Origin of the sequence: Actinokineospora iranica, assembly GCF_900101685.1 — a bacterium.
GTDB classification, from domain to species: Bacteria; Actinomycetota; Actinomycetes; order Mycobacteriales; family Pseudonocardiaceae; genus Actinokineospora; species Actinokineospora iranica.
Genome location: NZ_FMZZ01000025.1, coordinates 44,379 through 52,368 on the forward strand (window position 1 = coordinate 44,379; position 7,990 = coordinate 52,368).

At 69.9% G+C, this 7,990-nt stretch carries 5 protein-coding genes; 2 read left to right on the plus strand and 3 right to left on the minus strand.

Going from position 1 to position 7,990, the window contains the following annotated elements; translation table 11 throughout:
- Positions 1-86: 86 nt before the first annotated feature.
- Positions 87-1,700 carry a UDP-N-acetyl glucosamine 2-epimerase gene (locus BLS56_RS29545; protein WP_139191070.1) on the plus strand — a complete coding sequence of 538 codons (1,614 nt, stop codon included), beginning with the start codon at positions 87-89 and terminating at the stop codon, positions 1,698-1,700.
- Here the strand turns inward: BLS56_RS29545 and BLS56_RS29550 are convergent.
- A complete protein-coding gene (locus BLS56_RS29550; protein ID WP_175483110.1) occupies positions 1,681-3,777 on the minus strand; it encodes an NB-ARC domain-containing protein in 2,097 nt (698 codons plus the stop codon). The two genes, BLS56_RS29545 and BLS56_RS29550, sit on opposite strands and share 20 nt — an antisense overlap.
- Before the next feature lie 542 nt (positions 3,778-4,319).
- Between BLS56_RS29550 and BLS56_RS29555 the strand changes: the two genes are divergently transcribed.
- On the plus strand, positions 4,320-5,519 hold the full coding sequence (locus tag BLS56_RS29555; protein ID WP_175483111.1) for a Fic family protein: 1,200 nt from the start codon (positions 4,320-4,322) through the stop codon (positions 5,517-5,519).
- A 206-nt stretch (positions 5,520-5,725) separates the two neighbouring features.
- On the opposite strand, the gene BLS56_RS29560 is transcribed toward BLS56_RS29555, so the two are convergent.
- Together BLS56_RS29560 and BLS56_RS29570 are read right to left on the minus strand one after the other, a co-directional pair.
- Positions 5,726-6,694 (minus strand): hypothetical protein, encoded by a 969-nt coding sequence (locus tag BLS56_RS29560; protein WP_139191072.1) that lies wholly within the window; start codon positions 6,692-6,694, stop codon positions 5,726-5,728.
- A gap of 855 nt (positions 6,695-7,549) precedes the next feature.
- Positions 7,550-7,990: hypothetical protein (locus BLS56_RS29570; protein WP_228772039.1), on the minus strand; the 441-nt coding region annotated here is incomplete at its 5' end.

Below are 7,990 nucleotides of genomic sequence, written 5' to 3' on the forward strand. Positions count from 1 at the left end.
CCGGAAGCCGGAAGCCGGAAGCCGGAAGCCGGAAGCCGGAAGCCGGAATGCGCGGACCGCCCGCGGAGGCGATCACTGTGGCTAACGTGCCGACGGACAGCGCGCGCTGGGACACGTTTCGCTGGAAGCGCACTGTCCTCGCGGTAGCGCGCACCATGACCTCCGCGATCCGCCTCCTGGAAGCCCTCTCCGTGTTCGCGGGCGACCCCCGGGTGCGCGTGGTGTTCACCGTGGACCCGGGCTCGGAGTTCTCGCTCGGCGTCGCGGAGCACCTTCGGTCGCTGCCCGCGCGCGTGGAGCCCTGGAAGACAGCGCGCACCATGGACTGCGATCTCGTGATCACCGCGAGCGAGAAGGTCAACGTCCCGCACGCGGGCTATGTTCCGCTCATCGTGGTTCCCCATGGGATCGGCTTCCACAAGATCGTGCCCGACGCGGACGGTCCGGAAGACCGGCTGTCCGGCTTGGTCACGCCGGAGGTGCTGCGCCGGGGGCGGGTGAGCCTCCTGGTGACCCATCCCGACCAAGAGTCGCAACTGGCCGCTGTTTCCCAGGCGACGGTAGGACTGACCGTGCTGGGCGGCGACACCAGCTACGACGGCCTCTTAGCGTCCCTGCCGCACCGCGACCGGTACCGCCGCGCACTCGGCGTCGCCGACCACCAGCGACTGGTGCTCGCGAGTTCGACCTGGCGCGGGCAGTCGCTGGTCAGCGGCCAGGAGCACCTGCTCGAACGTCTGCTCGGCGAACTGCCCGCCGACGACTACCGGGTCGCCGCCGTGGTCCACCCCAATGTGTGGACCCAGCACGGCGCGGCGGAGGTGCGCCGAATCCTCGACCCCGCCCTGCGCGCCGGACTGCTTCTCATCGACCCGACCGCGGGCTGGCACGGCACTCTTGTCGCCGCCGACGCGGTCATCGGCGACCACGGCTCGGTCAGCCTCTACGCGGCCGCCATCGGCAAGCCGCTGGTGCTCGGCGCGTTCGGCGCGGGCGAGGTCGTGCCCGGCACGCCGCTGGCCGAACTCGGCCGGACCGCGCCCGCGCTCGACCACGGCGAGCCACTGCGCCCGCAACTGGACAAGCTGATCGCGACCCACCTCCCGCCGTCCGGGCTGGCGGAGCGCCTGTTCGCGCGCCCGGGCGAGGCGGCCTGCCTGCTGCGGCGGCTGTGCTACCAGCGCATCGGATTGCCCGAACCCGCGCACGAGCCGCCCACCCTGGCGATGCCCGAGCCACGGCCTGATGTCACGCCGGTGTCGTCTTACCAGGTCGCGGGAAGGCTTACCGCGCCGCGCACAGTCACCCTGGACCGGTTCCCCGCCGCCGTGCGCGCCTACCGCGCGGCACCGCATCCCGACGAGTCGCGGCACCTCGCCGTCGGCCTCGGTGAACGCAACGTGCGGCTGTTCAACGACGCGGCGGTAATCGTCGCCTCTCACGGCCCGGTAGACCTGCCGTGGCTCGCGGAGACCCTGGCCCGCTATCCGTTCAGCCGTCTCACCGCAGGCCCCACGCTTACCGGGTGCGCGGTAGCGCTACGGGGCGGCGGCAAACTGCTCGCCGACGGCGCCGAGGCGGACCCCGCCGCCGTCGGATCGGCCCTCTACACGCTCTTGGTCGCGGGAGAGGACCCCGAAGGCCCGCTCACCGTGCGCATGGGCGCGACCGAGTCCGTGGTCACGGTGCGCCGGGGCTGAGCCGCGCCAGCCTGGCCACGAGGTCGGTGACGTCGGCCCCGCCCTTCTCGTGGATCTCCAGCACCCGGCGAAGCTGCGCCCGCGCCCCGTCGAGGTCACCGGTCCGCTCCAAGACGCCTGCCAGCGCCTGCCTGGCCTCAGCCTCGTAAATGACGGCCCCACGCTGCTCAAGCACGTCAGCGGCCGCCCCGAGCGCGTCCCGCGCCGCTTCGGTCTCGCCTGCTTTCGCCCGTGCCACGCCGAGGCTGAGCAGTGCCCGAGCCGCCATCCGCTGATCGCCCATCCCGGTCAGGGTCTCGTGCGCCTCGGTCAGCAGCGGCAGCGCCCCGGCGTGGTCGCCTGAAGCATGGAGCGCGCGGCCAAGGAAGTAGGTCACCAGCGCGACGCCGCGCCACTCTTTCGCGGCGGTGTTGACCTCGATCGCCTGTCGGTAGGCGTCGACAGCCCCGGCCGGGTTCACCTTGTCGAGGTAGCGGCCAGTGAACTCCCACACCGACGCGACCAGAACCAGGTTCCCGGACTCGTGGGCCAGTTCCTTGGCCGTGTGCAGCTCCTCCTTCGCGCGTGTCAGCTCACCGAGGTCGGTGTACGCACGGGAGACCAGGCTGCGCAGCCGCGCCTCCGCGGCGGGGTTGCTCGCCAGCCGGGCGGCGACCGCGCCGAGTTCGCTCGACTCGACCCAGTCGGCCAGGTAGCGCTGGTTGAGATAGAGCGGCACCAGCGCCTCGGCGAGCTGCCAGGCCGTCTCGTGCCAGCCCCGGTCGGCGACGGCGCGCAGCACGTGCAGCAGGTTCGCGCGCTCCCGCACCTGCCACTTCGCGGCCTTTACCGAGCTGCCGTTAAACGGGTCTGTCAGTCCCTCGGTAAGCGCTGTCGGGTCGGCTATCCGGAGGCGGTTGGGATTCATCGTGGCCAGGTCGGCGAACACCGCGCGGGGAAGGTAGTGCCCCGCCACCGCGCGGACGATGCTCGCCTCCACTTCGGCGGGCTCGTCTCGCGCCGCGCATTCGCGGGCGTGCAGGCGCACCAGGTCATGGAAGCGGAGGCGGTCTCCCTCGACCTCGTTGAGCAGGTTGGCCTCGATGAGCCGCTGCACCGCGTCGTCGACGCCCCCGACGCCCATGGCGGCGATCTCAGCGACGTCCCAGGTGATATCGAGGCAGGGCACGCACCCGAGGCGGCGGTAGACCATGGCCGCTTCCCCGGGAAGATTCCGGTAGACGTTGTCGAACACCGCGGACACCAGTCGCTCACCTCGCCTCGCGAAACCATGCAGTCTGCGGCTCTCGTCCGCTAGCTCGCTCACTAAGTCCCCGATCCGCAGTCGGGGGCTGGCCACTAGCCGCGCGGACGCAACCCGGAGCGCAATCGGAAGCCCGGCGCACAACCGGACCAGTTCACGAGCCGTTTCCCGCTCGGCGAGCACCCGCTGCTCACCACACAGCTCTTGGAGCATCCGCACTCCGTCGTCCGGGCGCAGTGGCTGGAGCATGATCGGGTCCGCGCCGTTCAACTGCAGATCGACCAACCGGTCGTTACTGGTCACAACGACGGCGCTTCCTGGCGCGTTCGGCAGGAAGGGCAGGACTTGAGCGGGCTCGGTCACATCATCCAGGACGATCAGACACCGGCGACCTGCGATCTTCGTGCGGAACAGCCCAAGACGACCAGATGAAGACCCAGGGATGTGGTCATCCTGGACGCCGAGACCGCGCAGGCAGTCGGCCAGCGCGTCGCCGACGGCGGTGCCCGACTCTGTGCGCAAGGCAGCGTAATCCACATACAGCTGACCGTCCGGAAACTGGCTTGCGACAGCGTTGGCCCAGCGCAGGACAGTCGCGGTCTTACCGACTCCCCCGAGCCCGCTGACCACGCCGAGCCAGGCCGCGTCCGTGCCGCGCGCGATCAGCCGCGCGTCGAGGTCGGCCAGTTCCTTCCTCCGGTTCACGAACGGCCACGGGGACGCGGGCAACTGTTTCGGCACCGCCTTACCGGCGCCCGACATGATGTTCACGTCGCCGGTGAGCGAGTTGACCTGCACGACGTTCCCGCCCGCACCGGACACGACGTTGTGCACGCTCGGCTGCCCACCATGTCCCCGTGCGCTGGGTATCTCCATGTCCGCCCCGTCCCCGTGCGCCCCGTGATCGAGGGCCCACGCTACGCCCCACGCGTCCTGGCCCCGCCGACCTGATCTTCCTCGCAGGCGCGGGCGCGCGTCAACGCCGCGCGCGGCGGTATTCCCTTGTCGGCGCGCCGCTATGTCGGCGGCATATTGCATCGTGCTGTCGGCAATGGTCGCGAGATAGTGCTGGAGTTCACCGAGATTCACCGGATCGGGTATGAGTTCGGGGTCTTTGCATCCGCCGGGGCCGCTGATCGCTCCTGTTTATGACGGCCCACCGCGGTAGGGGGTCGGGACCCTGGCGGCAGTGTGCCCACCCGCCCGCGCGCGGTCGCCGTTGCACGCCCTCGACCTGGGATTTCCACACCCAGGCCAGGCGATCCGACAGGCACACAGGGGGTGGGACGGGCCGGTGGACGGACCTCGACAATGATCATGTTCGGCCGGACTTCCCGTGTTGTGGAAATCGTTTTGTGTCCATCAGGATTCCGGCTATGAATCACTCCAGGCCCGCAATGCCCGGGCTGTGGACTCCGGTGGCGGAGTCGGACCGAATCCCGGTCGAGTTGCGGCGCGAGGGCGCATTCACCCCGTACCCGTTGCGGACGAATGTGGTCTTGTCACCGCGCTCGGTCCGGGTGCTGGCCGACGCGCAGGAGAAGTTGGGGAGGCTGGACGAGGCGGCGCTGCGGCTGTCGCACTCCACGACGCTGGTCCGGCTCACGCAGGTGCGGGAGGCGCACCGGTCGGCCGCGGTGGACGGGGTGCCCTCGGCGCTGCGGGAGGTGCTGGCCTCCCAACTGCCCGGCGTGCGCAGGCGCAGCGACCTCGAACCCGGGATCGACCGCTACCTGCGCGCCAGCGACGTCGCGTTCACCGCGCTGCGCCAAGGGGTTCCGATCGACGTCGCGCTGCTGCAGACCGTGGCAGCCGCCTTCGCTGGCGAGGGCCACGCCCCGGAGCGGGTGTGGCGCACCGAGCACACCGCGATCGGCGCGGCCAGCGTCGGCGAGGTGCTGGTCGCCACGCCCCCGGGCGCGGCGGCGCGGGCGGGCCTGGAGCAGCTGGTGACCTGGGCAGCCGAGGACGACTACCTGCAGATCGTCGGGCGGATGGCGCTGGCGCTGTACCAGTTGGAGGTGCTGCGGCCGTTCGGCTTCGGCAACGGGCACATCGCGCGGCTGTTCATCGCGATGCAGCTCGCCAGAGCCGGGCTGGTGCGCGACCACCTGCTGCCCATCTCGGAGGTGATCGACAGCCGCAGCGCCGAGTACTGGTCGCACATCCGCCGCATCGCCGACACCGGCGACATCGAGCCGTGGCTGGTGTTCATCGGCGAGGCGATCATCACCGTCTGCGAGGCCGAGGTCCGGCTGATCAAAACCCTGGAGGACCTGCGCAAACACCTGGTCCAGACGCTGCCGAAACGCTGCACCGGCGTCATCCGCGACGTCACCGCGGGCCTGATCGACAGCCCCGTGACCAACCCCGGAGCCATCGCCGACCGCTACGGCATCTCCATCTCGAAGGCGCACGACATCACCAACCGGCTGATGACCGCCAAGGTGATCACCCCACTGGACGACAAGACCTACGGCCGGGCATTCGTCTGCGAGGCTGTCCTACGCCACCTCACCCCCGGCGAGGCCCTGGCCCCGGACTCGGACGCCGCCATCACCTCGGGAGCCCGCTAGCCCTGACCCCGGGGGGCAGCCCTCGTCGGGCGGGCCCCACCGCTCAGCGCCATCTACCCAGCGAACCCGCCCCACCACGCGCTCGATCGAACACCGCGGGCAGCCCACGCGTCAGTCCTCGTTGGGGACCACTGCTCAGCGGCATCCACCCAGCGAACCCGGCCCACCACGCGCGCTCGACCGAACACCCCGAGCCAGCCAGCGCGTCAGTCCTCGTCGGGCAGGTCCCCGTCCGCGCGCAGCAGGACCCGCACCCGCTCAGCGAACTCGTCGTCGGCGTCGACAGCCAACGCCAGCGCACGATGGAAGTCACGGCGGGCGCCCGCCGCAGCGCCGTCCACCCAGCGGGCCCGGCCCAACCGCACCAGCACGCGGGCGTGCTCGACCGGGCGCGGCGGAGCCAACCGCGTGTACGCCTGCTCCGCCTGCCCCAGGTAGTCGATCGCCGACGCCGTCCGCCCCCCGCGCGCCATCAGCTCGCCGAGCCGCGCCAGGGTGCGCGCCACGTCGAGGTCGCGCGCGCGCCCGCGGTGCTCGCCCAGCATCTCGAACGCCACGTCCAGCGCGCGGTGCAGCCTGCCCCACCGCACATACAGGTCGATCAGCGACTCCATCGCCGCCACCATCCGCGCCTCGTCCCGGCACGCCCGCCACAGCGCCACCGCGCGCACCCACTGCCGCTGCGCGGTGTCCAGGTCGTCGACCCCGGTGGCCACGGCCGCCGACCGCTCCACCAGCCCCGCCAACGCCACCGCGTTCTCCCACGCCAACGCGGCGGCCTCCCCCGTCGAGGCGAGATCCCGCCGCCACCCCGAGTCGTCCTGAAGGACCGAGCGCTCCGCGGTGCTCGACCACAGCCGCCGCGCCAGTTCGCACGCCAGCGCGTGCAGGCCGTGCTCCCGCCCCGCCCGCACCCCCGCCAGCAGCAGCCCCCGGTGCTCAAGCAGCGCACCCGCGTCGTCGTCCTCGCGCCCCACCTCAACCCCGGCAGCCGACACGAGCCGGGCCAGGAAACGCCGCTGCCCACGGTCGCCAGCCGGATCGGCCAACCCCACCGCCTCGCCCTCCGGCAACCCGGTGATCGCCGCCACCGCCCACACCGGAACCGGAACGTCCCGCACACCCAGCGCGGAACACACCTCGACCACCCTCGACCGGGTCCACCCGCCGCTCACCCGCCACCTCCCCCGGCCAGCCATCGAGCGATCCCGCACCCCCACCGTCGCCGCGTCGATTCCCAGCGCCCCGCTCCATCTTGGGTGACGACCAGCAGGGGGAACCACGCCCGCACCCCCCGATTCACCCAGAAGAACCCCACCATCCCCCACGGCGGACGCCCAGGCTGACAGGCAGTGGCTCCCACAAACCACCCGAAGGGATGGCATCCGTTGACACAACTCGACCGCGCGCACACCACGTTCATTGGTCTGCGTGGGCAACTCACCTGCCACCCTCGGGGGCAGGAGACGCCCCTGTCCTCCGAGTTGCCGAGAGCAATCCAGATCGCCATCTCCGCAGCGCGCTCGATCGCGGCAACGGTCACATCGACACAGCCACTTCAACATAAGCTTGGCCGAGTAACACATCGGTCAAGCTAACCGCACCGACACCGCAACCAAAGGCAGCCGAGTTCAGTTCAACGACAACGACAACGACACAAACTTAAATGATTCCACATTTCGACCTCACCTAATGATCGCCACTCTGCCGCCATGACCAGGCCACCGAATTGAGAGAGTTACAATTCACAGCCCGTCCCTGGGCTTCGATATCTGCCGTCAAGCTTACACTCAACGACGCCCAGGAAAGTCCGACTCCAGCATACTGAGCCGAAGCTGCCCCGATGGCGTGTACCTGAGCACTACCGCCTGAGCAAGATGGCCGATGGGCGGTAGTCGTCTACCGGCTGAAATGGCCTCTCGTCCGTCACGTGCAGAGCGTCCACAACCCCTATTGTGCCATAGTCGACCACCCGGACAAACATTCCCCATATAGCGTGCTCCATTATTTCGATCGCGACCAGAAGATCTTCATCCAGCCTGCCATTCTCCACCATCCCACTCCACCCAAACTCTCCGAATCGTCAATTCATTGAACCGCGGAATTAATTCCGCCAGAATTTCCCAGCCCCACCGATCGCCACTCTTCCGCTCATACCTGAACCGATACTGGTCGAACTCGGCGCCTGACCCGGCCGACTCCTGGGGTGTTTCTCCCGGCGCCTGGGGCTGTTCGCCCTGATCGGTGTTCGCGGTCAGGGCACCGAGGTTGATGGTGGGCTGGTTGTTGAGTTCGTCCAGCATCGCCTGGGCGCCCGCGGCGATGGTCTGGGTAATCGGTGGTGGTGTTCGCGGAGTCAGCGCGCGGAGCAGCACCTCGGCGCCACGCTGGTCCTGGACGGCGCGAACAGCCTCGGCCATCTGCTTCAGCGGCAGACCGCTCCTCACCTTCCGCTTGCCCGGGTTCCGACC